Origin of the sequence: Streptomyces sp. YIM 121038, from assembly GCF_006088715.1 — a bacterium.
Classification (GTDB): Bacteria; Actinomycetota; Actinomycetes; order Streptomycetales; family Streptomycetaceae; genus Streptomyces.
The window spans coordinates 7,685,393-7,709,136 of record NZ_CP030771.1 but is presented as its reverse complement, the minus strand read 5'-3'; the positions used below and the strand labels follow the sequence as shown (position 1 = coordinate 7,709,136).

Annotated in this window: 20 protein-coding genes; 11 read left to right on the top strand and 9 right to left on the bottom strand. The window is 74.5% G+C overall.

Annotation, left to right across the window (positions count from 1 at the left end; all coding sequences use genetic code 11):
• Positions 1-57 precede the first annotated feature (57 nt).
• Complete coding sequence (locus C9F11_RS33050) at positions 58-840, bottom strand: SDR family oxidoreductase (protein WP_138962700.1); 783 nt, start codon at positions 838-840, stop codon at positions 58-60.
• 107 nt (positions 841-947) lie between these two features.
• Here C9F11_RS33050 and C9F11_RS33045 point away from each other — a divergent pair, with 107 nt between their 5' ends.
• From C9F11_RS33045 to C9F11_RS33030, 4 genes are all read left to right on the top strand, one after another.
• Complete coding sequence (locus tag C9F11_RS33045) at positions 948-2,135, top strand: acyl-CoA dehydrogenase family protein (RefSeq protein ID WP_138962699.1); 1,188 nt, start codon at positions 948-950, stop codon at positions 2,133-2,135.
• The gene (locus tag C9F11_RS33040) at positions 2,135-3,133 is read left to right on the top strand and encodes an acyl-CoA dehydrogenase family protein (RefSeq protein ID WP_138962698.1); all 999 of its coding nucleotides are present in this window, start codon (positions 2,135-2,137) and stop codon (positions 3,131-3,133) included. Before C9F11_RS33045 ends, C9F11_RS33040 begins: the two co-directional genes overlap by 1 nt.
• Positions 3,134-3,486: 353 nt before the next feature.
• The gene (locus C9F11_RS33035) at positions 3,487-4,671 is read left to right on the top strand and encodes an anhydro-N-acetylmuramic acid kinase (RefSeq protein WP_138962697.1); all 1,185 of its coding nucleotides are present in this window, start codon (positions 3,487-3,489) and stop codon (positions 4,669-4,671) included.
• Positions 4,672-5,146: 475 nt separating this feature from the next.
• Positions 5,147-6,145, top strand: a complete 999-nt coding sequence (locus C9F11_RS33030; protein ID WP_138962696.1) for a DUF2510 domain-containing protein — start codon at positions 5,147-5,149, stop codon at positions 6,143-6,145.
• Positions 6,146-6,324: 179 nt separating this feature from the next.
• Here C9F11_RS33030 and C9F11_RS33025 read toward each other — a convergent pair whose 3' ends face one another.
• Positions 6,325-6,966 (bottom strand): TetR/AcrR family transcriptional regulator, encoded by a 642-nt coding sequence (locus C9F11_RS33025; RefSeq protein ID WP_138962695.1) that lies wholly within the window; start codon positions 6,964-6,966, stop codon positions 6,325-6,327.
• A 174-nt stretch (positions 6,967-7,140) separates the two neighbouring features.
• Here C9F11_RS33025 and C9F11_RS33020 point away from each other — a divergent pair, with 174 nt between their 5' ends.
• Together C9F11_RS33020 and C9F11_RS33015 are read left to right on the top strand one after the other, a co-directional pair.
• On the top strand, positions 7,141-8,055 hold the full coding sequence (locus C9F11_RS33020; RefSeq protein ID WP_138962694.1) for a phosphatase PAP2 family protein: 915 nt from the start codon (positions 7,141-7,143) through the stop codon (positions 8,053-8,055).
• Positions 8,052-8,972 carry a DMT family transporter gene (locus C9F11_RS33015; protein WP_138962693.1) on the top strand — a complete coding sequence of 307 codons (921 nt, stop codon included), beginning with the start codon at positions 8,052-8,054 and terminating at the stop codon, positions 8,970-8,972. The genes C9F11_RS33020 and C9F11_RS33015 overlap by 4 nt, the downstream gene beginning before the upstream one ends.
• A 112-nt stretch (positions 8,973-9,084) precedes the next feature.
• Here C9F11_RS33015 and C9F11_RS33010 read toward each other — a convergent pair whose 3' ends face one another.
• Together C9F11_RS33010 and C9F11_RS33005 are read right to left on the bottom strand one after the other, a co-directional pair.
• Positions 9,085-9,981, bottom strand: a complete 897-nt coding sequence (locus tag C9F11_RS33010) for a phospholipid scramblase-related protein (protein ID WP_138962692.1) — start codon at positions 9,979-9,981, stop codon at positions 9,085-9,087.
• 188 nt (positions 9,982-10,169) lie between these two features.
• Positions 10,170-12,227, bottom strand: coding sequence for a phospholipase C, phosphocholine-specific (locus tag C9F11_RS33005; protein ID WP_138962691.1), 2,058 nt, complete (start codon positions 12,225-12,227; stop codon positions 10,170-10,172).
• A 242-nt stretch (positions 12,228-12,469) separates the two neighbouring features.
• Between C9F11_RS33005 and C9F11_RS33000 the strand changes: the two genes are divergently transcribed.
• The 3 genes from C9F11_RS33000 to C9F11_RS32990 all read left to right on the top strand — a co-directional run bounded on the left by C9F11_RS33000 (position 12,470) and on the right by C9F11_RS32990 (position 14,806).
• Entirely contained in the window at positions 12,470-13,390 is a 921-nt protein-coding gene (locus tag C9F11_RS33000) for an NADP-dependent oxidoreductase (RefSeq protein WP_138962690.1), read from the top strand.
• Positions 13,391-13,512: 122 nt separating this feature from the next.
• Positions 13,513-14,280: a GNAT family N-acetyltransferase gene (locus C9F11_RS32995; RefSeq protein WP_138967294.1), complete on the top strand. Its 768-nt coding sequence runs from the start codon at positions 13,513-13,515 to the stop codon at positions 14,278-14,280.
• Between the two features lie 13 nt (positions 14,281-14,293).
• Positions 14,294-14,806, top strand: a complete 513-nt coding sequence (locus C9F11_RS32990) for an FBP domain-containing protein (protein ID WP_138962689.1) — start codon at positions 14,294-14,296, stop codon at positions 14,804-14,806.
• 14 nt (positions 14,807-14,820) lie between these two features.
• Here C9F11_RS32990 and C9F11_RS32985 read toward each other — a convergent pair whose 3' ends face one another.
• Positions 14,821-16,161 carry a 6-phospho-beta-glucosidase gene (locus tag C9F11_RS32985; protein ID WP_138962688.1) on the bottom strand — a complete coding sequence of 447 codons (1,341 nt, stop codon included), beginning with the start codon at positions 16,159-16,161 and terminating at the stop codon, positions 14,821-14,823.
• Between the two features lie 66 nt (positions 16,162-16,227).
• The gene (locus tag C9F11_RS32980) at positions 16,228-16,725 is read right to left on the bottom strand and encodes a thioesterase family protein (protein WP_138962687.1); all 498 of its coding nucleotides are present in this window, start codon (positions 16,723-16,725) and stop codon (positions 16,228-16,230) included.
• 177 nt (positions 16,726-16,902) lie between these two features.
• Between C9F11_RS32980 and C9F11_RS32975 the strand changes: the two genes are divergently transcribed.
• Positions 16,903-19,137, top strand: coding sequence for a terpene synthase family protein (locus C9F11_RS32975; protein ID WP_138962686.1), 2,235 nt, complete (start codon positions 16,903-16,905; stop codon positions 19,135-19,137).
• Between the two features lie 11 nt (positions 19,138-19,148).
• Here C9F11_RS32975 and C9F11_RS32970 read toward each other — a convergent pair whose 3' ends face one another.
• From C9F11_RS32970 to C9F11_RS32960, 3 genes are all read right to left on the bottom strand, one after another.
• On the bottom strand, positions 19,149-20,792 hold the full coding sequence (locus C9F11_RS32970; RefSeq protein ID WP_138962685.1) for a cytochrome bc complex cytochrome b subunit: 1,644 nt from the start codon (positions 20,790-20,792) through the stop codon (positions 19,149-19,151).
• 91 nt (positions 20,793-20,883) lie between these two features.
• The gene (gene dgoD, locus C9F11_RS32965) at positions 20,884-22,032 is read right to left on the bottom strand and encodes a galactonate dehydratase (RefSeq protein ID WP_138962684.1); all 1,149 of its coding nucleotides are present in this window, start codon (positions 22,030-22,032) and stop codon (positions 20,884-20,886) included.
• 70 nt (positions 22,033-22,102) lie between these two features.
• Complete coding sequence (locus tag C9F11_RS32960; protein WP_138962683.1) at positions 22,103-22,861, bottom strand: SDR family oxidoreductase; 759 nt, start codon at positions 22,859-22,861, stop codon at positions 22,103-22,105.
• A gap of 247 nt (positions 22,862-23,108) precedes the next feature.
• On the opposite strand from C9F11_RS32960, the gene C9F11_RS32955 reads away from it, so the two are divergent.
• Entirely contained in the window at positions 23,109-23,735 is a 627-nt protein-coding gene (locus C9F11_RS32955; RefSeq protein WP_171075900.1) for a response regulator transcription factor, read from the top strand.
• Positions 23,736-23,744 lie beyond the last annotated feature (9 nt).

Here is a 23,744-nt window from a genome sequence, read left to right as displayed (position 1 = left end):
GGACGCGACGGGGCTCTGGGTCGGCTGTTTCTGGGTCGGCACGGGCTCATTCTCCGCCTAGGGGTGCTGGCTGCTGACGGAGACCGTCTCGCCCGTCATGTACGAGGAGTAGCCGCTGGCGAGGAAGACGATGACGTTGGCTATCTCCCAGGGCTCGGCGGGCCGCCCGAAGGCCTCGCGCGCGGTGAGCTCGTCGAGCACGTCGGCGGTGGTGACCTTGGCGAGGTGGGGGTGCAGGGCGAGGCTCGGCGCGACCGCGTTGACCCGGATGCCGTGCGGGGCGGCCTCCAGGGCGGCGCAGCGGGTGAGGGCCATGACGCCCGCCTTGGCCGCGGCGTAGTGCGCCTGGCCCTCCTGGGCGCGCCAGCCGAGCACCGAGGCGTTGTTCACCACGACGCCGCCGGTGCCGGTGGCGCGCAGGCGGCGCAGGGCGGCGCGGGTGCAGCGGAACGTGCCGGTCAGGGTGGTGTCGACGACCTTGTGCCACATGTCGTCGGTCATGTCCGTGAGGACGGCGGTGCCCCCCAGGCCCGCGTTGTTCACCACGATGTCCAGGGTTCCGTGGCGCCGCTCGGCGAGGTCGAGGAGGGCGGTCACGTCGGACTCGTCGGTGACGTCGCAGCGGAGGCCGTCGACACGGTCGGGGCCGAACTCGTCCGCGAGCGCGGCCGCCGCCTCCTTGGTGCGGCGGGCGTGCGCGTCGCCGATGACGACGCGGGCCCCCTCTTCCAGGAAGCGGCGGGCGGTGGCCGCGCCGATGCCCGCGCCGGCCGCGGCGGTGACGACGGCGGAGCGGCCGGTGAGCAGACCGTGCCCCGGCTCGTACGGCGGCGCTGCCATGGGCGATTCCCCCGATCGAGTGCTCGACGGCTGACCGCTCCCACGATAATCTACCAAACACTTGTTAGGGAAGAGCGGACGGGCGGGCCAGAGACGGGAGCAGGGCGATGGACCTCGACTTCACCCCGGAGGAAGAGGAGTTCAGACTGCGGGCCCGGGCCTGGCTCGCCGCGCACGTCCCCCGCGCTCCGCTGCCGTCCCTGGAGACCGCGGAGGGCTTCGCCGCCCATCGCGCCTGGGAGGGCACGCTGGCGGCGGACCGCTGGTCGGTGGTGTCCTGGCCCGAGGAGTTCGGCGGACAGGGCGCCGACCTCGTCAAGTGGCTCCTCTTCGAGGAGGAGTACTACGCGGCGGGCGCCCCTGGCCGCGTCTCGCAGAACGGCATCAGCCTCCTGGCCCCCACCCTCTTCGACCACGGCACCCCTCAGCAGCGCGCCCGGGTCCTCCCGCCGATGGCGCGCGGCGAGGTCGTCTGGGCCCAGGCCTGGTCGGAGCCGGAGGCCGGGTCCGACCTCGCGGCGCTGCGCTCCACGGCCAGGACCGCGCCCGGCGGCTGGCGCCTGAGCGGGCAGAAGACGTGGTCGTCGCGGGCCGCCTTCGCCGACCGCGCCTTCGGCCTGTTCCGCAGCGACCCGCGCGCGGAGCGGCCGCACCAGGGGCTCACGTACGTCATGTTCCCGCTCGACGCGCCCGGCGTCACCATCCGCCCCATCGGCCGCCTCGACGGCAAGCCCGCCTTCGCCGAGGTCTTCCTGGACGACGTGTTCATCCCCGAGGAGGACGTGATCGGCGCCCCCGGCGACGGCTGGCGCATCGCCATGGCGGCCACCGGCGACGAGCGCGGTCTGGCCCTGCGCTCCCCCGGCCGCTTCCTCGCCACCGCCGACCGCCTCGTCCGGCTCTGGCACGCCCACGGCGACCCCGCCGACACGGCGCTGCGCGACCGGGTGGCGGACGCGGTGATCGGCGCCCGCGCTTACCAGCTCTTCACCTGGGCCCACGCCTCGCGGGCGGAAGCGGGCGAGAAGCTCGGCGCGCACTCCAGCCTGAACAAGGTCTTCTGGTCGGAGTACGACATCGCGGTGCACGAGGCGGCCCTCGACCTCCTGGGCGCGGACGGGGAGTTGACGGACACCGGTGAGCGCCCCGGCCCCGCCCCGGACGCCCCCGACCCCGCGCCCTGGACGGAGGGGTACGTCTTCTCCCTCGCAGGCCCCATCTACGCGGGGACGAACGAGATCCAGCGCGACATCATCGCCGAGCGCCTGCTCGGCCTCCCCAAGGGGCGGCGCTGATGAGGTTCCTTCTGGACGACGAGCAGCGGGCGTTCGCCCGGAGTCTCGACGGCGCGCTGAAGGCCGCGGACACCCCCGCGGTGGCGCGGGCCTGGGCCGCCGGGGACCACGCGCCGGGGGCCGCGGTGTGGCGACGCCTCGCGGACGCGGGGGTGTTCGCCCTCGCGGCGGCCGAGGAGTTCGAGGGCGTGGGGCAGTTGCCCGTCGACACCGCCGTCGCCTTCGTGGAGCTGGGGCGGCACGCCGTCCCCGGGCCGCTGGTCGAGACCGTGGCCGCGGCCGCGCTCCTCTCCCGCCTCGCCGAACTCGGCGTGCCGGGGCCCGCGAAGCGGCTCCTTCCGTCCCTGGTGACGGGCGAGGCGCGGGCGACCCTCGCCCTCGCCGGCACCGGGCCGTACGTCCTCGACGCGGACGCCGCCGGTCTCCTCCTGGCCGTCGACGCCGGGCGGCTGCGGCTCGCCCCCGGGCACGCGCGCGTGCGGGCCTCCCTCGACCCGGCGCGGCGGCTCGCGCGGCCGCTGCCCGGCGGGGAGGTGCTCGCGTCCGGGCCCGCGGTGGAGGAGGCGGCGCGATGGGCCCTGCGCTGGGCGGCGCTCACCACCGCGGCGCAGTGCCTCGGCGTGGGGTGCGCGCTGCTCGACCGCACGGTGGCCCATGTGCGGCAGCGGACGCAGTTCGGGGTGCCGGTCGGGTCCTTCCAGGCCGTCAAGCACCGCCTCGCCGAGGTGCTCGTGGGGCTCGAGTTCGCGCGGCCCCTGGTGTTCGGAGCCGCGGTGTCGCTCGGCGCGGAGGAGGCCTGGGGGGACGTGGCCGCCGCCAAGGTCTGCGCGGCCGAGTCCGCGTACCGCTCGGCGCGGGCCGCGCTCCAACTGCACGGCGCCATCGGGTACACCGCCGAGTACGACATATCCCTCTGGCTCCTCAAGGCCCGTGCCCTGCGCGGCGCTTGGGGAGGTCCCGGCCAGTGGCGCGCCCGGGTCGTGCCCCCGCCGCCCTGACTCCCTCACGGCCTCCGACAGGCGCACCGGCGCGGCGAAAGGGGGCACGCGGCGGCGCGGGGCGGTCCCGGACGCGCGGGGGAATTCAAGCCGGTCCGGCGGCGCGGGACGCGTGCGTCGGCGCCGCGGCGGGGCGGGCGCGGCGGCGCCGCGAAACGGGCGGGCGGTCAGGGAAGGCATGGCTGCCCTGAGGTTGTGCGCGGGCACGGAGGCGGGCGGAAAGGGCGGGTGAGTGGGGGGAATTGAGCCTGGCGGGCCAGGGCGGCTCGATGGGGCCCCGTGAGGTGCGGGCATAGTGGGAGGGACCCGGGCCCGGCGCACGGGCTGGCCGAACCGGAAAGAGGAGACTTCGCGTGCGTGTGATCGGCCTGATGTCCGGCACCTCCTACGACGCCATCGACGCCGGCGCCGTCGACCTCGCCCTCGACGGCGACCGCCTCGTCATGACCCCCCTGGGCCTCATCAGCCGCGGCTACGACGACGCGCTCCGCTCGGCCCTGGCCACCGCCCTGCCCCCGGCGACCACCAGCCTGGCCGACGTCTGCCGCCTCGACACGCTCATCGGGCAGGCCTTCGCCGCGGCGGCCGTGGAGGCGGACCGGGAGCTGTGCGACGGCCGCGCCGAGTTGGTGGCCTCGCACGGCCAGACCGTCTACCACTGGGTGGCGGACGGCCGGGTGCGCGGCACCCTGCAGATCGGGCAGCCCGCGTGGATCGCGGAGGCCACGGGGCTCTGCGTGGTCGCGGACTTCCGCCCGCGCGACGTGGCCGCGGGCGGCCAGGGCGCGCCCCTGGTGAGCCTGGTCGACCAGATGTGGCTGCGCGGCAGGCCGGGCACCCCCGTGGCGCTGAACCTGGGCGGCATCGCCAACATCACCGCCCCCGACGGCACCGCCTTCGACACGGGCCCGGCCAACGCGCTGATCGACGCGGCGGTGCGGGAGCTCACGCCGCAGGGCCGCGCGGCCCATCTGCCCTTCGACAGGGACGGGGAGCTCGCCGCGCGCGGCACCGTGCACGAGGGCCTCCTCGCCCGGCTGCTCGCCGAGCCGTACTACGCGCTGCCCGCGCCCAAGACGACGGGCAAGGAGCTGTTCCATCCGGCGTATCTGCGCGAGGCCCTGGCGGGCCTCGGACCGCTGGGCGCCGAGGACGTGGTGGCGACGCTGACGCGGCTCACGGCCGTGACGGTCGCCGACGCGGTGCGCACGACCGGTGCCACGGAGGTCATCGCCTCCGGCGGCGGGGTCCGCAACCCCACGCTCATGGCGATGCTCCGCTCCGAGCTGGGCACGGCCGTGCCGGTCCGCGGCTCCGACGACCTCGGCCTCCCCTCGGCGGCCAAGGAGGCGTACGCCTTCGCCGTCCTGGGCTTCCTGACGGCCCACGGCCTGCCCGGCACGGTGGCGACGAGCACCGGAGCCCGGCACCCGAGCGTGCTCGGCTCCCTCACCCCGGGCCGCGCGGGCTTCCGTCTGCCGGCCCCCACGGAGGCGGGCGCACCGACACGCCTCGTGGTGAACGGCCACACGCGCTGAACGGCCAGGCGCACGCGGGGCGGGGCCGGGCGACGGACAGAGACCCGCGGCGGCCTCTCGTACGCCCCCCTGAGCCCCGGCCACCACACCGCGGCCGGGCCCGGGGACGGGCGGAAGCCGGCGACGGACAGAGCCCCGTGACGGCCTGAAACCCGCAACGGGCGCTCGCACCACACCGCGACGGAGACCGCAGCGGGCAGCGGCCCGTGGCAGGGACCGGCAGCGGGCAGCGGCCCCGCGGCGGCCAGAGACCGGCGGCAGCCGCTCGCGCACCGGCCCGGTAGCCCCGGCCACCGCACGGCACGGCACGGCCAAGCACCGCACCGCCAAAGGGAAGCACTCCGGCCACCGCCTCCCGCCCACCCCGGGCATATGCGTGCGACAGGGGCGAATCCCCTTCGCCCGGCCGGAGTTGGCCCGATCCGGCGGCCCCCCTCTCATCGGGCTTTCAGGCGGGGCCCATACGCTGACGCCCATGACGCACGCGACTCCTCCCGGCTGGTATCCGGACCCCGGGCAGACCCCTGGCGCCCCGCCGTCCGAGCGGTGGTGGGACGGGAACACGTGGACGGATCACGTCCGTGCGCCGGGCGGGGGCGGCTTCCCCACCCCCGGCTACTCCGTCCCCGGCCCCCCGGCCCCCGGCTACCCCCAGCAGCCGCCGGGCCCGCCGCGCCGCCGCATACGTACGGCGATAGGCGTGGTCATCGCCCTCGCGGTGCTCGCGGGCATCGGCGGCGGGGTCTACGCGCTGACCGCCGACGGCGACGACGACAAGGACGGCGCCAAGGCCCCGGCCCCGTCCGCGTCCTCGAAGCCCGGCCCGGAGGACGACGGCAAGGGCGAGCGGCCCGAGGACTCGCCGTCGCCAGGGCCGTCCGGACCGTCCGACGGACCCCGGACCGAGAAGGGGTACGCCACCGACGGCGCGAGCGGCATCAGCATGCCCGTCCCCGACGGCTGGGAGGGCCAGTCGAGCGGCTCCGGCGCGGGCGTGACGACCGGCAAGTACCCCTGCCCCGGCGACTCCGCCAAACAGTGCGTGCGCGGCGGCGCCTTCTCCACGCCCGCGGTCCGCATGAAGATCACCGCGTCGACGCCGGAGGCCGCGGCCAAGGCCGACATCAAGAAGAACGCCGCAGAGTCCTACGGCGGCGCGATCTACGGCGGCGCCCCCAAGTCGCACGACCAGCTCGCCTCGAAGGCGGTCACGGTGGCCGGGCAGAAGGGCTATCTGGTCCGCTGGAAGGTCGACGCGCGCAAGGGCCCCGACGGCTACGTCCAGTCGCTCGCGTTCAAGTCCCCGGCCGACGAGATGACGATGGTCCTCGTCCGCTTCGGCATCGACATCCACGACGACGCACCGCCCCTGTCGTCCATGGACGAGATCACCAAGGGCATCAAGAAGGCCCGCGGCGGCGGGGGCGGCGACGGACAGCAGGTCCAGGCCCCCGCGAACGGCCGGGAGCGGTAGGACCGCCCCGCCGGGGGACCGACGGCGACGGCCCTCGCGGGCGCGCCGGTGGCCGGAACCACCGCCGGGCGGGCCGAGCACGCTCGGCCCGCCCGGCGGTGGTGGCGCGCCGCCCCCGTCCCCACGGTGCGGCGCGGGCGGGCCCCGGTCCGGTCATCCCCCGGCCCCGGGCCCACGCTTCAGTCGGCGGCGGCGCCGCCCGCGAGACCGAGGACGGGCAGCAGCACCGCGTCCACGAACCGCGTCAGATACTCCGCGTCCGCGTTCTTGCCCTCCAGCATCGGCCGCACCCGCAGCACGCCGAAGAGCTGCGCGGCCACGAACTCCGTCGCCGGATGGTCCGCGGGCAGCTCGCCGCGGTCGACGCCCCGCCGGACGATGGCGTCGATCGCCTGCACCTCCGGCTCCACGAGCGCCTCGCGCAGCGCCCGCTGGAGGTCCTCGTCCTGCTGGACGGCGTGGCTCAGCGCCTGCACCAGCATCGTGTCGCGCTCGCTCCAGGCCGCGGCCGAGCGCGCCGCCTCCCGCAGGTCACCGGCGACCGAGCCGGTGTCGATGCCCGCGAACCGCACACAGCGGTTGGCGCGCAGCGCGGCGGCCACGAACTGGGGCTTCGTCTTCCACTGGCGGTAGAGCGTGGACTTGCTGCACCGGGTGGCGGCGGCGACGCCCTCCATGGTCACGGCCTCGTAGCCGCACTCGCGGAGCTGCTCCAGGACGGCGTCGTAGAACTCCTGCTCGCGCTCGGGCGTGAGCTTGGAGCGGCGCGAGGCGGACGCCTGGCCGCACCCGTGCTCACGTACCGGTTCCCGCGACGTCATGGCTCTTCACTCCTCGGTGGGGCGGCCCGCCGTGGCCACCTTATCGATACGCCAGTGTACCGGTACGCTTCCGTATCGGTACACTGACGTATCGGTACACTTGCGTATCGATGTGCGCGTTCAGGGGTGCCCACATCACCGCACCACCCAGTCGTCACGTAAAGGGGCCGGGGCATGGAAGCCCGCGAATCCCGCACCGAGGCCGCCGCAGGGGAGCCCGGGATACCCCCGGGGCCGCCGGGGGCAGCCGCCGCACCGCCGGTCGGGGCGGCCGAGCGCGCCGCCGCCCGGCCGCCCCTCGTCCGCGAGCTCCTCCTCGTCGTGGGGCTCTTCCTCGTCTACAAGTTCGGCAGGCAGCTCGCGAACGGCCACACCGGCGAGGCGCTCCGCAACGCGCACCGCGTCTGGGACGCCGAGCGGACCCTGCGGCTGCCCGGCGAGGGCCTCGTCCAGAACGCGCTGCTGCACGGCGACGGCCTCGTCCAGGTGGCGAACACCTACTACGCGGCCGTGCACTTCCCGGCGACGCTGCTCTTCCTGCTGTGGCTGTATCTGCGCCGGCCCCGGCACTACGTGTGGGCGCGGCGCGTCCTCGCCGTGCTCACCGCCGCCGCGCTCGCGCTGCACCTCGGCTTCCCGCTCGCGCCGCCCCGGCTGCTGCCCGCGGCCCACCTCGTGGACACCGCGCAGGTGTACGGGCCTTCCGTGTACGCGGCGAAGCCCGCGGCCGACACCATGGCCAACCAGTTCGCGGCCATGCCGTCGCTGCACTTCGGCTGGGCCCTGATGCTGGCGATCGGCCTGATCGTGGCGACCGGCTCCCGCTGGCGCTGGCTGTGGCTGCTGCACCCGCTGGTCACGCTCCTGGTGATCGTCGGAACCGCCAACCACTACTGGCTCGACGCGCTCGCGGCCGCCGCGCTCCTGGGGATCGCGCTGGCCGTCGTCCGGCCGCCGCGCCCGGCGCGTTCGCGGGTGGTACGCCGCTCCGTGCCCGCACCGGCCCCCGCTCCGGGCCCCGTCCCCGTCGGCTCCAAACCTGTCGAACCCGTCGTCCCCGAACCCGTCGGCTCCGGAGCCGGGCGGTGAGCGCCACCCTGCTGGCCGTCGCGCTCTCCCTGGTGTCGGCCGTCGCGTACGCCACCGCGGCCGTGGCCCAGGAGCGCCTGGCCGCGCGCCTCACGGACAGCGGGCCCCGGGTTCTCCGACTGCTCGGCAGCGGGGCCTGGTGGTCGTCCGTCGGGCTCAACGCCTCCGCCGCGCTGCTGCACGTCGCGGCCCTCAAGTACGGGCCCCTCACGCTGGTGCAGCCGCTCGGCGCGCTCACCCTGGTCGCCGCCGTGCCGCTGGGCGCGCGCCTGGCCGGGCGGCGCGTCACCCGCCTGGAGTGGCGCGGCACGGGGCTCACCCTGATCGGCCTGGGCGCGCTGCTGCTCACCGCTTCGGGCCCGGCGCCCGACGACACCCTGACCCTGCCGGAGGCCGTCACGGTCGCCGCGGTGACGGCTGCCGTCATCGGGATGCTCTCCCGGCGCGGCGCCCGCCCGGGGCTGCGGCACGCGACGGCGTCCGGCTTCGCCTCGGGGGTCGCCTCCGCGCTCACGCAGACCGTGACGGTCGCGGCGACCGACACCTCCGGGCCGCTGTTCAGCGCGCGGGTCGTGGTCGTGGCGCTGCTCGTCGCGGCGTTCGCCGTGGGCGGTCTCTTCCTGTCGCAGACGGCGTACCGCGGCGGCCTGGGCGCCCCGCTGGCCGTGGTCACGCTCGCCAATCCGGTGGCCGCGTCCGCGATCGGCGTCGCGCTGCTCGGCGAGCGGCTGCGGGGCGGCGCGGGCGGGGTCCTCCTCGCGGTGGCGGGTGCGGCGCTCGCCGCGTACGGGGTGGTGCTCCTGACCCGGTCGCCGCGGTCCCCCGCGCCCGTCGCCGGATCGCTGCCGTCGATCCCGGGCCAGCCGGAGCCCGCGGAGGCACCGCCCGCGAAGGCACTGTCCGTACGGCGCGGCTAACGCCCCCAGTACATACGGAAGCGGCCGCGCTCCCTCCAGGGGAGTGCGGCCGCTTCCGTGCGTACGTGGTTCCGTGCGTACGTGGTTCCGTGCGTACGTGGACGGGCGCTCGTCAGCCGAGGCCGCGCGAGTCCTGCTTGAGGGCCGTGTCGACGGTCAGCGCCGTCGCCACCACCAGGCTCAGGAGGGGCTCCGGGAGCTGGAAGTGGATCTGGAGGACGTAGTTGTCCGCCGTCGTGAACATCGTCTTGGCGAGGCCTTCCCAGGTCTTGGTGATCCGGGCCACCTCGTTGTCGGTGTGGTCGACGATCGAGAAGTTCCAGGCGCGCCAGTTCTCCGCCTTGATGGCGCCGACCTGCTGGCCGTTGGCCATCATCGCGAAGTTGATCTTCCCGAAGACGTTCTGCTGGACGATCTCGCCGACCTGCTGGCCGTCCGGGCGCTCCACGATGACCCGCGACTTCATGAACTTGCGGGGGCGGGTCAGGCGCAGCTGCGGCTGGCCGTGGACGTCGCGGATCTCCAGCGTGTGCGTCATGAACTGATCGAGGCTGGAGACGAAGCGGGCGACCTTCTTGAGCGCGCTCTGGTCGACCTGGGTGACCGAGCCGAGCTGGTTGCCCCCCTGGTCCATGACCTTGTACTCGTTGGTCAGCTCGATGAGCTTGGCCTTCTGGTTCACCACCAGGACCGGCTCGGTGAACAGGGTGCCGCCGCCCTGCGCGGTCGGCGTGATGCCCGCCTGCTGCTGGACCTGGCGCTGGACCTTCGCCGGGTCGGCCGCCGGGGCCGCCTGCTGCGGCGCGGCGAAGGGCGCCTGCTCGGCGACGGCCCGGGCGGGGGCGGGCGCCGCCGGGCCCGCCTGGGAGGGGACCTGCTGGCCGGGCGTGCCCTGCTGGGCCGCCGTGGTGTGGTCGGTCCACTGCGCGCCGTCCCACCAGCGGAGCAGCTGGGAGGCGCCCTGGGGATCCGGGTACCAGCCTGCAGGAGTGTTCGATTGCGTTGTCACCCGGGCACACTACCCCGCCCCCCTGTGGGCTCCGCCAGCCCCGCGTTCCGCTCAGTGGAACGACACGAGCCCCACCTCCACACGCACCTCCCCATCGGCCTCACGCACCACCACCGTCCTCACCCGCCCCCGGGCGGGGCGGGCGAGGGGGAGAACGACCGGCGCGGCGGCGGTGGAGCGGTCGGGGATCAGGCCGTGGTGAGGCCCGGGTCGCTGACGCCGGGGGTGCCGGTTTCCACGTGGCCTGCGAGGCGGCGCAGGAAGCCGGGGTCGGTGTCGGCCAGGACGGTCAGGTCGTACCAGCGCTTGCCGGCGCGCAGGTCGACCGTGTGGCGGACGGTCGCCCCGGGCGCGACCCGGACGGTGTCCTTGCGGCCTCCGTAGGCGTTCGTCACCGTGAGGGCGCAGGTCACGGCCCCCGCGTTGGTGAACGTCAGCTGGAGGTTGCCGGTGGCGCGGTCGTGGCGGGCGGTGACCTCGGGCCCCGCCTTCTTGCCGGGGCCCTTGAAGGTGCGCAGGAACCCGTTGGGGCCGTGCACGGACAGGTCGTGGCTGCCGCCCGAGTACGCCGAGTTCCAGGCGTCGGAGATCGTCTTCCCGGCCTCGGTCGTGTATGTCCAGGGCCCGTCGCCGCGGTTGCCGGAGCGGACGTGGAAGCAGACGCCCGCCGCGTCCCCGCCGCCGAAGGTGAGCCGGAGCTTGCCGTCGGCGGGCGTGGCCGCGGCGTCGACCAGCGGCGCGTACGGCAGCGGGCGGGTGCGCCGGGAGCCGCGCTCCTGTTTCGGCAGGGCCGGGCTCGCGGGCGCCTTCGGGAAGTAGTCGGGGTGGCGCGCGTGGTCCGGCGGCCGGTAGCCGGAGGTGTCGGGCAGCGCGGCCGGGGCGGTGTCCCTGCCCGTGAAGTCGAAGGCGGCGGTCAGGTCGCCGCAGACGGCCCGGCGCCACGGCGAGATGTTCGGCTCGCGCACGCCGAAGCGGCGCTCCATGAAGCGGATGATCGACGTGTGGTCGAGCACCTGTGAGCAGACGAACCCGCCGGTGCTCCACGGCGAGACGACGACCATCGGCACGCGCTGGCCGAGGCCGTAGTGCCCGGCGGCGTACTGGGCGTTGCCGGGGAAGTGGTCGAGCGCGGTGGCGACGGTGGACAGGCCCTGGTTCGCCGAGGAGGGGACGTAGGGCGGCACGACGTGGTCGAAGTACCCGTCGTTCTCGTCGTACGTGAGGAACAGGGCGGTCTTCGCCCACACCTCGGGGTTGGCGGTGAGCGCGTCCAGGATCTGCGCGATGTACCAGGCGCCGTAGTTCACGGGCCAGTTGGGGTGCTCGCTGAACGCCTCCGGGGCGGCGATCCAGGAGACCTGCGGCAGCCGGTCCGCCTCGACGTCGGCCTTCAGGATGTCGAAGTAGCCGTCGCCCGCCTTGACATTGGTTCCGGTGCGGGCCTTGTCGTAGAGGGGGTCGCCGGGCTTGGCGCCGCGGAAGGCGTTGAAGTAGAGCAGGGAGTTGTCGCCGTAGTTGCCGCGGTAGGCGTCGGGAATCCAGCCCCATGTGCCCGCCGCGTCCAGGCCGTCGCCGATGTCCTGGTAGACCTTCCAGGAGATCCCGGCCTTCTCCAGGCGCTCGGCGTACGTGGTCCAGCCGTAGCCCGCCTCCTGGTTGCCGAGGACGGGGCCGCCGCCGGTGCCGTCGTTGCCCACGTGTCCGGTGAGCATGTAGTAGCGGTTGGGGTCGGTGGCCCCCATGAACGAGCAGTGGTAGGCGTCGCAGATGGTGAAGGCGTCGGCGAGCGCGTAGTGGAAGGGGATGTCCCCGCGCGTGAGGTACGCCATGGTCCGCTCGGACTTGGCGGGGATCCACTGGTCGTACGCGCCGTTGTTGAACGCCCGGTGGCCGCCCGCCCAGTCGTGGTCCAGCCCGGCGATGAACTGCATGCCCAGGTCGTCCGCGTCCGGGTGGAACGGAAGGACCTCCTTGGCGCCGCTCTTCTGGTGCCACACCGGCTTGCCGCCGGGCAGCGTCACCGGCCGGGGGTCGCCGAAGCCGCGCACGCCCTTGAGGGTGCCGAAGTAGTGGTCGAAGGAACGGTTCTCCTGCATCAGGACGACGATGTGCTCCACGTCCTCGATGGAGCCGGAGCGGCGCCGGGCGGGCAGGGACGCGGCGCGGCCGATGCTCTCGGAGAGGGCGGAGAACGCTGCGGTGCCGCCGGCGAGCTGCAGGAACCTGCGCCGGTTGAGTTCGGGCATGGGAAAGGGACCTCACGTGAAGTGGGGGGCGTGGGCGGATGCAGTGTGCCAAGGGAGTCAGGCTGACGGAAGAGGTGGGCGGTGCGATGACCGCCGTGTGACCGGAAGGCCAACGTTGCGGCCCCGTGAACACTCCGCGGCCGGGGAATGCCCGCACGGCGGCCCGGCCTTGTGATCGTTGGTGCGGTGGCCCGGCGGTGCCCGGCGCCGCCCGACCCGTCCGAGGAGGAAGCGAGGAGCGCATGGCCAAGGCGTATGTGTACACCCGGCACGGCGGACCCGAGGTGGAGGCCCTCATCGACCGGGAGCCGCCGCGGCCGGGCCCGGGACAGCTGCTCGTGGCCGTACGGGCCGCGGGTGTCAACCCCGTCGACCACAAGCTGCGCGGCGGCTACCGCAGGCCGGGCCAGGCTCCCGCCGAACTGCCGGAGGTCCTGGGCAGCGAGGCGGCGGGCGTCGTGGCGGAGGTGGGCCCGGGCGTCACCGGGTTCGCCGTCGGGGACCCGGTGTTCGGGTCCACGCTGACCGGCGGGTACGCCGAGTACACGCTGCTTCCGGTGGCGGTCGCCGCGCACAAGCCGCAGGGGCTCTCGTTCGCCGAGGCGGCGGCCCTGCCCGTCGCCGCCGCGACCGCGTACGACGGCGTCCGCCAGCTCGCCCTGCCCGCCGGGGCCACGCTCCTGGTCACGGGCGTCGGCGGCGGGGTCGGCGGCTTCGTGGCGCGGCTCGCCGTCCACGAGGGGCTGCGCGTCATCGGCACCGCGAGCGACGGCAAGAAGGAGTACGTCGAGTCGCTCGGCGTCACCCACGTCGCGCCGGGACCCGACCTCGTGGAGCGGATCCGGGCCCTGGCTCCGGACGGCGTCGACGGTGTCTTCGACCTGGTCGGCGGCGAGCACCTGCGGACCGTCGCCGAGCTCGTGGCGGACCGCACGAAGTTGATCACCGCGGGCGGCAAGGGGATCGTCGGCGAACTGGGCGGCTCCCCCGTCGCCCGGGCCCGCACCGCCGAGGTCCTGGACGCGGTGGCCGCGCTCGCCGCGGCGGACGTGCTGCGCCCGCACATCACGGCCGTGTATCCGCTTCCGCGGGCGGGCGAGGCCCTGCGGTCCGTCGAGTCGGGGCACGCGCGCGGCAAGGTCGTGATCGAGGTCGGGCGGTGACGGGCGGCGCGCACCCCCTGGACGACGGCACGCACCCCTTGGACGACGGCGCGCAGCCCCTGGACATCGGCGCGCGCCCCCGGGACAACGGCGCGCACCCCCCGGACAATCGCGCGCGCTCCCTGGACAACGCAGCGCACCCCCTGGACAACCCCGGCCTCGCCTCCCTCACCGGCCCGCACGCCCGCTTCGCCGAGCGGCGCGGGCGCGTGCTGCGCTACCCCGTGGACGTCTCGCCCTGGCTCGGGCTTCCCGCCGAGCCGGACGCGGCGGACTGGGCGGACCTGGCCGCCTTCGCCGGGGCCGACGGGTCGGTGCCGCTGCCCGGCGTCGGCGCCCGGGTGCCCACGGGCTGGGAGCTCACCTTCGACGTGCCGGGCGTGCAGCTCGTCGGCGGGGGCGTGGCGGCCGTGCCCGACGCCGAGGCGGTGCGGCTCGGGCCCGCCGACGTGCCCGAGATGCTCGACCTCGTCGCGCGCACCCGGCCGGGCCCCTTCCTGCCCCGCACCGTCGAACTCGGCACGTATCTGGGCCTGCGGGAGGGCGGCGCGCTCGTCGCGATGGCCGGGGAGCGGCTGCGGCCGCCGGGGTTCACGGAGATCAGCGCGGTGTGCACCGACCCGGCGTACCGGGGACGCGGGCTCGCGGCGCGGCTCGTGCGCGCCGTCGCCCACGGCATCCGGGAGCGCGGTGACACGCCCTTCCTGCACACCTCGGCGCGGAACACCGGGGCGATCCGCCTGTACGAGGCCCTCGGCTTCGAGCTGCGGCGCACCCTCGCGTTCCGGGCGGCGCGGCCGCCGCTGGTGGCGGTGGCGGCGGGCAGGGCGCCGGACCCCGGGACGGGGGCGGCGGCGGAAAATGGGAGGACGACCGTCCGTTCCGGTTGATAACTTCCGGATCATGGAACCACTCGGCGAGAAAGAGATCCGCGCGTCCTTCGTGAACTGCTCCAAGGGCGAGGCGCGGCGCCTCGCGCTGCCCCCGGGGTTCGCCGAGACCCCCTGGGACGACCTGGACTTCCTCGGCTGGCGCGACCCCAAGGCGCCCGAGCGCGGCTATGTGGTCGCGCGGCGGCGGAGCGGGGCGGGCGAGCCCGTCGGGGTGGCGCTGCGGGCGTCCGCCGGGGCGCGCCGGAGCCTGCTCAAGTCCAGCATCTGTTCGGTGTGCGTGACCCCGCAGGCCGGGTCGGGGATCACGCTGTTCGTGGCGCCCCGCGCGGGCGAGGCGGGGCGCCAGGGGAATTCGGTGGGGCTCTACATCTGCGCCGACCTCGCCTGCTCGCTGTACGTACGGGGCAAGAAGACGTCGGCCCTGGCCCGGCGGTTCGAGGAGAGCCTGAGCCCGGAGGAGCAGAACGAGCGGACGCTCCGCAACCTCCACGGCTTCCTGGACCAGGTCCGCGCGACCGCCTAGTCGCGACCGCCCAGTTACGTCAGGTACGCCAGGGCGGGGTGGGCCTGCTGGTAGGCGGCGGTCAGGCGGTGCGCCACCGTGACCGAGTCGACCAGGGGGTGCAGGGCGAACGCCTTGACCGCCGCCGCGCGGGAGCGGCTCTCCACCGCGGTGAGCACCTCGCGCTCCACGGCCTTCACCGCGCAGACGAGCCCCACCGCGTGCCCCGGCAGCGGATCCACGGACACCGGGTGCGCCCCGCTCGCGTCGACGAAGCAGGGCGCCTCCACCACGGCGTCCGCGTCGAGCACCGGCAGGGTCGTGCGGTTGCGGACGTTGAGGATCAGCGTGGTCCGCTCGTCGCGGGCGACGGCCCGCATCAGGGCCAGGGCGACGTGCTCGTAGCCGCCGGACTCCAGGTCCTCCGCGGCCCGCTCCCCGGCCCCCGCCGCCTCCCGGCTCGCCGCCATGTACGTCGCCTCGCGTTCGGCGCGGGTGGCGTCCCAGGTCTCCAGGGCGGGCACCGCGGGTCCGCCCAGGGCGTCGTAGAACCGCGCCTGCTGGTCGCGCAGGAAGGCCCCGCGCGTCCGCTCGGCCCGCTGGTAGGCGGCGACGGCCTCACGGGTGAAGTAGTAGTAGTGCAGGTACTCGTTGGGGATCGCGCCCAGTGACTGGAGCCAGTCGGCGCCGAAGAGCTTGCCCTCCTCGAAGGACTCCAGGAGATCCCGGTCGGCGAGCAGGCGCGGCAGCTCGTCGTGGCCGTCGACCCACAGGCCGCGCAGCCAGCCCAGGTGGTTGAGGCCCACGTAGTCGGCCCAGGCGCGGCCCGGCGCGATCCCGAGGAGGCGCGCGACGCGGCGGGCCAGGCCCACCGGCGAGTCGCAGATGCCGATGACCCGGTCGCCGAGGTGCCGGGACATGGCCTCGGTGACGAGCCCGGCGGGGTTGGTGAAGTTGATGACCCAGGCGTCGGGCGCGAGCCGCGCCACGCGCCGGGCGATGTCGAGGGCGACGGGCACGGTCCGCAGGCCGTACGCGATGCCGCCCGCGCCCACGGTCTCCTGCCCGAGCACGCCTTCGGCGAGGGCGACCCGCTCGTCGGCGGCGCGGCCCTCCAGGCCGCCGACGCGGATCGCGGAGAACACGAAGTCGGTGCCGCGCAGCGCCTCGTCGAGGTCGGTGGTGACCCGCACCGGCGGGGCGTCCGGCACGCCCTCGGCCTGCTCGGCGAGCACCCGCGCGATCGCGCCGAGCCGCGCGGCGTCCACGTCGTACAGGACGACGTCGGTGACGCGGCCCTCCTCGTGGTCGTCGAGCAGCGCCCGGTACACCAGCGGTACGCGGAACCCGCCGCCGCCGAGAATCGTCAGCCTCACGTCTGCGCCACCTTGCCCTCCAGTCGCCCTGCGCCGCACAGGGCGCTCCCCTGAACTCCTACCACTTCAGCGGGGCGGCGCGCCGACCGCCCTGCCCGCCCACGGCGGCGGCCGCTCGACGAGGCCCTCGTGCCGCTCCCGCACGGGCGCGGGGAACGGCACCGAACGGCCCCGCTCCCGGTCGACGTGCACCGCGAGCAGCTCGGAGGTCGCGACGGGCTCGGCGCCCGGCGCGGGTGCGGCCCCGGGCCCCTCGACGACGTACATCTCGTGGGCGAAGTGCAGCCGGCGTGCGAAGGAGCCGAGGACGCGGCTGCGGATCACCAGGTGGGCGCCCTCGGCGACCTGGCGCAGGAGCCGCACATGGGTCTCGACGGTCCACAGGGTGGCGCCCGTGGCGGCGCGGTAGTCGGCGTGCAGTCCCGTCGCCTCCATCAGGCTGTCCGTGGCGGAGGCGAACGCCACGGAGTAGTGGGCCTCGCTCAGATGCCCGTCGCGGTCGATCCACTCGGGCGGCACGACCCGGCGGTACAGCGGCAGGTCGTGCCGGACTTCCCTGGTCATGCGCTCTCCTCACGGTTCGCTCCGGCGCACGGCAGCTCGCACGGGCGTTTGGGGCGCACCACACTTTCGCATCGGCGTATCACGCGATGGTGTGACCGCGAGCCCCGCGCCGCTTCGAGCGGCGCGCCGGGGGTAGTGCCTGGCTGCCGTACGCCCCCTGTCTGAGGAGACCTCCGTATGCCGCGGCCGACACGCCCCTTCGAACTGCCGGACTTCTACATGGTGCATCCGGCACGCCTCAATCCCCATGTGGACGAGGCGCGTTCGCACTCCCTGCGGTGGGCGCGCGGGATGGGCATGCTGGAGGGCTCGGGCGTCTGGGAGCAGGCGGACCTGGACGCGCACGACTACCCGCTGCTGTGCGCGTACACCCACCCCGACTGCGACGGCCGCGCGCTCTCGCTGGTCACGGACTGGTACGTGTGGGTCTTCTTCTTCGACGACCACTTCCTGGAGCTGTTCAAGCGCACCCAGGACCGCGAGGGCGGCAAGGCCTACCTCGACCGGCTGCCCGCGTTCATGCCGATGGACCTGGCGACACCGGTGCCGAAGCCGGAGAACCCGGTGGAGGCGGGCCTCGCGGACCTCTGGCGGCGCACGGTGCCCCACATGTCCCTCGACTGGCGCGCCCGCTTCGCGGAGAGCACCCGCAACCTCCTGAACGAGTCGCTGTGGGAGCTGTCCAACATCCACGCCCACCGGGTCGCGAACCCCGTCGAGTACATCGAGATGCGCCGCAAGGTGGGCGGCGCGCCCTGGTCGGCGGGGCTGATCGAGTACGCGACGGGCGCCGAGGTGCCGGCCGCCGTCGCGGACGCGCGCCCGCTGCGGGTCCTCAAGGACACGTTCGCCGACGCGGTGCACCTGCGCAACGACCTGTTCTCGTACCAGCGCGAGGTCGAGGACGAGGGCGAGCTGAGCAACGGCGTCCTGGTCCTGGAGACCTTCCTCGGCTGTACGACGCAGGAGGCGGCGGACTCCGTGAACGAGCTCCTCACGGCGCGCATGCAGCAGTTCGAGGACACGCTGTTCACGGAGCTGGCGCCGCTGTTCGCAGAGAAGGCGCTGCCGCCGGGCCAGTGCGCGGACGTCCTGGCGTACGCCAAGGGCCTCCAGGACTGGCAGTCGGGCGGCCACGAGTGGCACCTGCGCTCCAGCCGCTACATGAACGAGGGCGCCACCGCCACGGCTTCGCCGCCGGCGGGCCCCTCGGGCCTCGGCACCGCCGCGACGGGCGTCAAGGAGTTGCTGTCCGCGACCGGTGCGCAGCGTCGGCGCCGCTTCACGCACGTGCCGTTCCAGCGCGTGGGCCCCTCCCGGATCCCGGACTTCGACCTGCCGTTCACGACGTCGCTCTCCCCGCACCTGGAGCACTCCCGGCGCGAGGTCGTCGACTGGTGTCTGCGCACGGGCCTGCTCCAGCCGCAGCCGGGCGTGCCGGCCTCGCACATCTGGGACGCGCACAAGCTCGCCCGGTTCGACTTCGCGCTGTGCGCGGCGGGCATCCGCCCGGACGCCGCCGCCGAGCAGCTGGACCTGGACTCCTGCTGGCTGGCGTGGGGGACGTACGGGGACGACTACTACCCGGCGGTGTTCGGCAGGTCCCGCGATCTGCTCGGCGCGAAGGTGTGCACCGACCGCCTCACGCTGTTCATGCCGCTCGACGGCTCCCCTCCCCCGCCCCCGGCCAACGCGCTGGAGCGCGGCCTCGCGGACCTGTGGGCGCGCACGACCGCCCCGATGGACGCGGAGGGGCGGGCCGCGCTGCGCCGGTCCCTGGTGGAGATGACGGACAGCTGGCTGTGGGAGCTGGCCAACCAGGCGCAGCACCGCGTCCCGGAGCCGGTCGACTACATCGAGATGCGCCGCCACACCTTCGGCTCCGAGTTCACGATGAAACTGAGCCGTCTGGCCCACGGCGAGCCGATCCCGCGCGAGGTCCTGGACAGCGGTCCGCTGCGCACCCTGGAGAACGCCGCCGCCGACTACGCGGCCCTGGTGAACGACGTCTTCTCGTACCAGAAGGAGATCGAGTACGAGGGCGAGCTGCACAACGCCGTGCTCGTCGTGCAGAGCTTCTTCGACTGCGACTACCCCACCGCGCTGCACATCGTCGACGACCTGATGCGCTCCCGCATGAGGCAGTTCCAGCACGTGGTGGCGCACGAGCTGCCGGTCCTGTGCGCGGACCTCGGCCTGGACGCGCGCACGCGGAGCGCCCTCGACGGCCACGTGCGGCACCTGGAGAACTGGATGGCGGGCATCCTCCGCTGGCACCGCGACTGCGGCCGCTACCGCGAGGAGTACCTCACGCGCGGGCCCCTGCCGGTGCCGACGGGGCTCGGCATGGAGGTCGTGCGCCCCGCCTGGCTGCGGGAGCTCGCCGCCACGCCCCGGCCCCTGCCGGCCTGAGGGCACCGCCCTCAGGGGTGGCCGTCGCCGCTGTGGACCTGGCGGTACTCCTGCGCCGTCGGCTTGGGCACCTGGGTGCCGGGGCCGTACATGGCGCGGGAGAGCCGGGCCCGCAGGCGGTCGGCGCGGGGGACCTTGCGGGCCACGCCGTTCGCGTCGACGAGCGGCCCGACCTCGAACGGCACGGGCTGCTCGTGGGCGGTGAGCGTGTACCGCTCCGCCTGGCTGAGCGGCTGGTGGACCTCCACGTACTCGCCGTGCGGGAGGCGCTTGATGATGCCGCTCTCGCGGCCGTGCAGCACCTTGGCGCGGTCGCGCCGCTGGAGGCCGAGACAGACCCGGTAGGTGACGGCGTAGGCGAGCGGCGGCACGACGAAGAACGCGATCCGCACGAACCACGTGATGGCGTTGATGGACAGGTGGAAGTGCGTCGCCCAGATGTCGTTGCCGCCGCCGACCATGAGCACCCCGTACAGCGACAGCCAGGCGACGCCGAACGAGGTGCGCGCGGGCGCGTTGCGCGGCCGGTCCGCGATGTGGTGCTCGCGCCGGTCCTTGGTGACCCAGGCCTCCGCGAAGGGATACACCGCGATCGCCATCATGATCAGCGGGAACAGCGCGAACGGGATGAAGACGCCCAGTTCGAGCGTGTGCCCCCAGGCGTTGATCTCCCAGCTCGGCATCACCCGGATCAGCCCTTCGGAGAACCCGAGGTACCAGTCGGGCTGGGCTCCGGTGCCGACCATGTCGGGCCGGTAGGGGCCGAGCGCCCACACGGGGTTGATGGTGGCGACCGCGCCCATGAGGGCGAGGACGCCGAAGACGAGGAAGAAGAAGCCGCCCGCTTTGGCGACGTAGACGGGGAAGAAGGGTGCCCCGATGACGTTCCGCTCGCTGCGGCCGGGCCCCGCGAACTGGGTGTGCTTGTGGTAGAAGACCAGGATCAGATGGGCCACGACCAGGCCCAGCATGATCCCCGGCAGCAGCAGCACGTGCACCGCGAACAGGCGCGGAATGATGTCGTGCCCCGGGAACTCCCCGCCGAAGAGGAAGAAGGAGAGGTAGGTCCCCACGACGGGGATCGACAGGATGGCGCCCTGCGCGAAGCGCACGCCGGTGCCGGACAGCAGGTCGTCGGGGAGCGAGTAGCCGGTCAGGCCGGTGATCAGGCCGAGCATCAGCAGGGTCCAGCCGAACAGCCAGTTGAGCTCGCGCGGCTTGCGGAAGGCGCCGGTGAAGAACACCCGCATCATGTGCACCAGCATGCCCGCGACGAACACGAGCGCCGCCCAGTGGTGGATCTGCCGGATGAGCAGGCCGCCGCGCACCTCCATGCTGATGTCGACGGTCGACTCGTAGGCGCGGGTCACGAGGACGCCCTTGAGCGGTTCGTACGGGCCGTTGTACTCGACCTCCAGGCCGCTCGGCTCGAAGAACAGGGTCAGCCAGACGCCGGTGAGGATGAGGATCAGGAAGCTGTAGAGGCAGATCTCGCCGAACATGAACGACCAGTGGTCCGGGAAGACCTTGCGCAGCTGTGACTTGCCGAGGGTGTGGATGCCGAGGCGGCCGTCGGCCCAGTCGGCGAGGCGCTCGCCCTTGGCGGGCGGGGTGGGGCGTCCGTCCTGACCGTGGTCCTGGGTGCGTTCGCTCATGCGGCTCCCCCCTCGGGCGGCTACCAGCGTAGGCGCGCGTCCGGGCGGGGCCAACAGTGCGTACCCGCCCGTGCGTCGAGGCGGCCGGTGGTCACCACTCCGCGAACGAGCCGTCCGGCTGCCGCCACACCGGGTTGCGCCAGGCGTGCCCGCGCCGGTCCGCGGCCCGCACCGCGGCCTCGTCGATCTCGACGCCGAGGCCCGGCAGGTCCGTGCGGTGCGCGTGCCCTTCGGTGAAGCGGAACGGCTCGGTGTCCACCACGTACGACAGCAGGTCGGCGTCCTCCCTGTTGTAGTGGATGCCCCGGCTCTGCTCCTGGATGAGGAAGTGGGGCGTGACCCAGGCGACCTGGAGGCTCGCGGCCAGGGCGATCGGGCCGAGCGGGCAGTGTGGGGCGAGCAGCGCGCCGTAGGTCTCGGCGAGCGCGGCGATGCGCAGCACCTCCGTGATGCCGCCCGCGTGGCTGAGGTCGGGCTGGGCGACGGCGATGCCCGCGGTGAGCGCGGGCAGGAAGTCGGCGCGGGAGTAGAGCCGTTCGCCGGTGGCGAGGGGCACGGGGCTGGCGGCGACCAGGCCCGGAAGGAGGTGCGCCTGGTCGGGAAGGAGCGGCTCCTCGGCGAACAGCGGGTGCAGCGGGGCGAGTGCGGGCAGGACGCGGCGGGCGCTCGCGGGGGTGAGGCGGCCGTGGAAGTCGACGGCGACGTCGCGGTGCGCGCCGAGCACCTCGCGGGCGACGGCGACCCTCTCGACGACGGCCGCCGTCTCAGCGGGGGTGGTGAGGGGCGACGTCACCCCCGCCGCGTTCATCTTGACCGCCGTGAAGCCCGCGTCGACCTGCGCGGCGACCTGGTCGGCGAGCGCGCTCGGCTCGTCGCCGCCCACCCAGGCGTACACGCGCGCCCGCTCCCGCACGGGCCCGCCGAGCAGCGCGTGCACGGGCGCCCCGTAGGCCTTGCCCGCGATGTCCCACAGCGCCTGGTCCAGGCCCGCGACGGCGCTGGAGAGCACCGGGCCGCCGCGGTAGAAGCCGCCCTTGCTGAGCACCTGCCAGTGGTCCTGGATGCGGGCGGGGTCCTTGCCGAGCAGATACTCGGCGAGGACGTCGACGGCGGCGCGCACGACCTCGGCGCGGCCCTCGACGACGGGTTCGCCCCAGCCGACGACGCCGTCGTCGGTCTCCACGCGGCAGAACAGCCAGCGCGGCGGGACGAGGAAGGTTTCCACCCGGGTGATCTTCAACTGCCGCTCCTTCGACGCCTCTTCCTGGCGGGTTCTCGGGCGGGTTCTCGGGCGGGCCGCCCTCGCGGGGTCAGGCCGAGTCCTTGACCACGCTCCAGCCGCCGTCCACGACCAGGCTCGTGCCGGTGACGTACGAGGCCTCGTCCGCGGCGAGGAACGCGATGGCCGCCGCCACCTCCGCGGGCGAGCCGAACCGGCGCGCGGCGGTGCCCACGACGCTCCGCTCCCGGTCCGCCTCGGTCATCCGGTCCCAGGCGGGCGTCAGGATCGGCCCCGGCAGCACCGCGTTGACCCGCACCTCGGGCCCGTACTCGACGGCGAGCTGCCCGCACAGGGACACCAGGGCGCCCTTGCTGGCCGCGTACCCGGGGTGGCCGGGGATGCCGTGGGTGGCGTGCACGGAGGAGGTGACGACGACCGCGCCGCGGTGCGCGCGCAGATCGGCCAGGGCCGCCTTGACGCCGAGGAAGGCGCCGGTCACGTTCACGGCGAGCTGGTGCTCGAAGGACGCCCGGGTCATCGCGTGCGCGGGGGCGATCTCGGAGGCGTAGGCGTTGCTGACGAGGACGCCGACCGGGCCGAAGCCGTGGGCGGCGGCGAGGACGCGCTCCCAGTCGGCGGCGTCGGCGACGTCGGCGCGGACGAAGGCCGCCCGTCCGCCCTCGGTCCGGATGCCCTCGGCGACGGCCGTGCCGCGCTCGGCGGCCACGTCGGCGACGACCACGGCGGCGCCCTCCGCGGCGAGGCGCACGGCGGTGGCGGCGCCGATGCCGGAGGCGGCGCCGGTGACGACGGCCACCCGGCCGGTGAAGCGAGCGCTTGCGTGCATGGCGAGGTCGTCCCCTTCTGCGGAGGGCTGTCTCCCCTCCGGCGGCAGCGGGCCACGTCGTTCGCAGGCACGGTACCCCGCGCGGGCGCGCGAACGGCCGTGCGGCGCCGCGCACGGGTGTGGGGCGACGGTGTGAAGGGCGCGGCCCGTCCTATCCTGGAGTACTGTTCCGCGCCGCCGGGGAACAGTCGCCGGGGGGGCGGGACGGGCCGAACGCTCCAAGCAACCGGGGGAATTGATGTCAGGCTTGGCGTGTACCAGGATCCTCCTGGTCGATTCGCATCCCATCTCACTGACGGGGCTCCGCACCATCCTCGACGCCTGTCCCGATCTCGACGTGGTCGCCGTCGCCGAGGACGGCCCGGGCGCCGCGGTCCGCTTCCGCGAGCTGCGCCCCGACGTCGTCGTGGTCAACTCGCACACCGGCGCGGCGGAGGCGCTCTCCTGCGTGTGCGCCCTGTCCCGCCCGGCCCCGCCGCGGCCCGCGAACGTCCTGGTGCTGCTCGACAACGTGGACGCGGCGGCCGGACAGGTCCTCCGGGTCGGCGTGCGCGGCCTGCTGTCCAGCGCGAGCGGCTCGGGCGAGCTGGCCGCCGCCGTGCGCGCGACGGCGGCGGGGCGCCCCGCGGGCGGGCCCGCGCGGGCGCCCGGCGTCGGCGCGGCGCCGCTGCGCCGCCTCACCGACCGGGAGACGGAGGTCTTCAAGCTGGTCGCGCGCGGCTTCAGCAACGCGGAGATCTCCCGGGAGCTGACGCTCAGCGAGAGCACCGTGAAGTTCCACATCCAGCGGATCATGGAGAAGCTGGGGCTCCGCAACCGGGTGCACGCGGTGATCTTCGCCTATGAGAAGGAGCTGATCCGCGTCGGCTCCTGAGCCGCCCCC

What these genes read in the sequence shown, in the direction of transcription:
- C9F11_RS33050 (WP_138962700.1), bottom strand. Translation starts at nt 840, where the DNA reads ATGGCAGCGCCGCCGTACGAGCCGGGGCACGGTCTGCTCACCGGCCGC.
- C9F11_RS33040 (WP_138962698.1), top strand. Translation starts at nt 2,135, where the DNA reads ATGAGGTTCCTTCTGGACGACGAGCAGCGGGCGTTCGCCCGGAGTCTC.
- C9F11_RS33025 (WP_138962695.1), bottom strand. Translation starts at nt 6,966, where the DNA reads ATGACGTCGCGGGAACCGGTACGTGAGCACGGGTGCGGCCAGGCGTCC.
- C9F11_RS32975 (WP_138962686.1), top strand. Translation starts at nt 16,903, where the DNA reads ATGCCGCGGCCGACACGCCCCTTCGAACTGCCGGACTTCTACATGGTG.
- C9F11_RS32990 (WP_138962689.1), top strand. Translation starts at nt 14,294, where the DNA reads ATGGAACCACTCGGCGAGAAAGAGATCCGCGCGTCCTTCGTGAACTGC.
- C9F11_RS32960 (WP_138962683.1), bottom strand. Translation starts at nt 22,861, where the DNA reads ATGCACGCAAGCGCTCGCTTCACCGGCCGGGTGGCCGTCGTCACCGGC.
- C9F11_RS33045 (WP_138962699.1), top strand. Translation starts at nt 948, where the DNA reads ATGGACCTCGACTTCACCCCGGAGGAAGAGGAGTTCAGACTGCGGGCC.
- C9F11_RS32970 (WP_138962685.1), bottom strand. Translation starts at nt 20,792, where the DNA reads ATGAGCGAACGCACCCAGGACCACGGTCAGGACGGACGCCCCACCCCG.
- C9F11_RS32980 (WP_138962687.1), bottom strand. Translation starts at nt 16,725, where the DNA reads ATGACCAGGGAAGTCCGGCACGACCTGCCGCTGTACCGCCGGGTCGTG.
- C9F11_RS33020 (WP_138962694.1), top strand. Translation starts at nt 7,141, where the DNA reads ATGGAAGCCCGCGAATCCCGCACCGAGGCCGCCGCAGGGGAGCCCGGG.
- C9F11_RS33000 (WP_138962690.1), top strand. Translation starts at nt 12,470, where the DNA reads ATGGCCAAGGCGTATGTGTACACCCGGCACGGCGGACCCGAGGTGGAG.
- C9F11_RS33005 (WP_138962691.1), bottom strand. Translation starts at nt 12,227, where the DNA reads ATGCCCGAACTCAACCGGCGCAGGTTCCTGCAGCTCGCCGGCGGCACC.
- C9F11_RS33030 (WP_138962696.1), top strand. Translation starts at nt 5,147, where the DNA reads ATGACGCACGCGACTCCTCCCGGCTGGTATCCGGACCCCGGGCAGACC.